Below are 854 nucleotides of genomic sequence, written 5' to 3'. Positions count from 1 at the left end.
CTTGACCTCGCCGACGATATCGACCGGCTGATCGGACGGACGCGCCGGCGCGGCCGGCTGCGCGCTTGCCGGTGCGGCAGGCTGGGCGCTTTCGGGCACAGCGGCTTGTTCGACGCCGGGCAACGCCGAGCTTGTATTGCCGGCAGCATCAGTGCCGGCCGCGGCGTCGTTGTCGTTGGGCGAAAGATCGACCACGCGGCTCGGCGGCGGTTCCTTCGAGGCCAGGTCGACGGGCTGTTCGGTGGTGTTCACCAGCTTCTGCTGCACCGGCTCGGCAGGCTTTGCCGCGCCGCCGCCCTTGGCGACCGCGTCATAAACCTTGTTGTCCTGGTTCGGCACCACCGCGCCACCCGGATTTTCGGGCTTCACCTTGATCGGCGAATTGTCGGCCTTGACGATCACCGGAGCCTCGCTGCCGCCCTTGCCTCCGAAGGAGAAGGCCAGCGCGCCAAGGCCGCCGAGAACCACCACGGCGCCGACCAGCCCCGCGATCATCATGCCGCGACGGCGCGGCTGCGCCGCCTCACGCTCGGCAAGCCCGGGGATCGCCATCGCCTCTTCAAGCTCAGGATCGTAATCGAGATCGTCGGTAGCGAATTCGTCCGCCTGTGAGACCGGCCGGCTGCCGGGCAATTCGTCGGCGTCGTAGTCGTTCGCGGCAGCGAAGGAAGCCTGAGCGGGCGGAGCCGCCGGAGCCTCGGCCCGCAAGTCGCGACGGTCATAGCCATTGAAGCCGGCGCTGTAGGTTTCGTCGTCATAGCCACGGTTCTGCACGGGCGCCGACGCGATCTCCGTCGCGTTCATGTCGGTGAGCAGGCTCGCGAATTCCGCGTCCAGATCGTCATAAGCAGCGG

General features: G+C 67.9%; 1 pseudogene. It reads right to left on the bottom strand.

Annotated elements, in window-relative coordinates:
* A pseudogene (locus EOA27_RS41310) lies at positions 1-854 on the bottom strand (SPOR domain-containing protein); the annotation flags it as partial.

The sequence above is a fragment of the Mesorhizobium sp. M2A.F.Ca.ET.037.01.1.1 genome, from assembly GCF_003998075.1.
Lineage (GTDB): Bacteria > Pseudomonadota > Alphaproteobacteria > Rhizobiales > Rhizobiaceae > Mesorhizobium.
The sequence above is the reverse complement of the archived record's forward strand: the minus strand, read 5'-3'. Positions and strand labels throughout refer to the sequence as shown.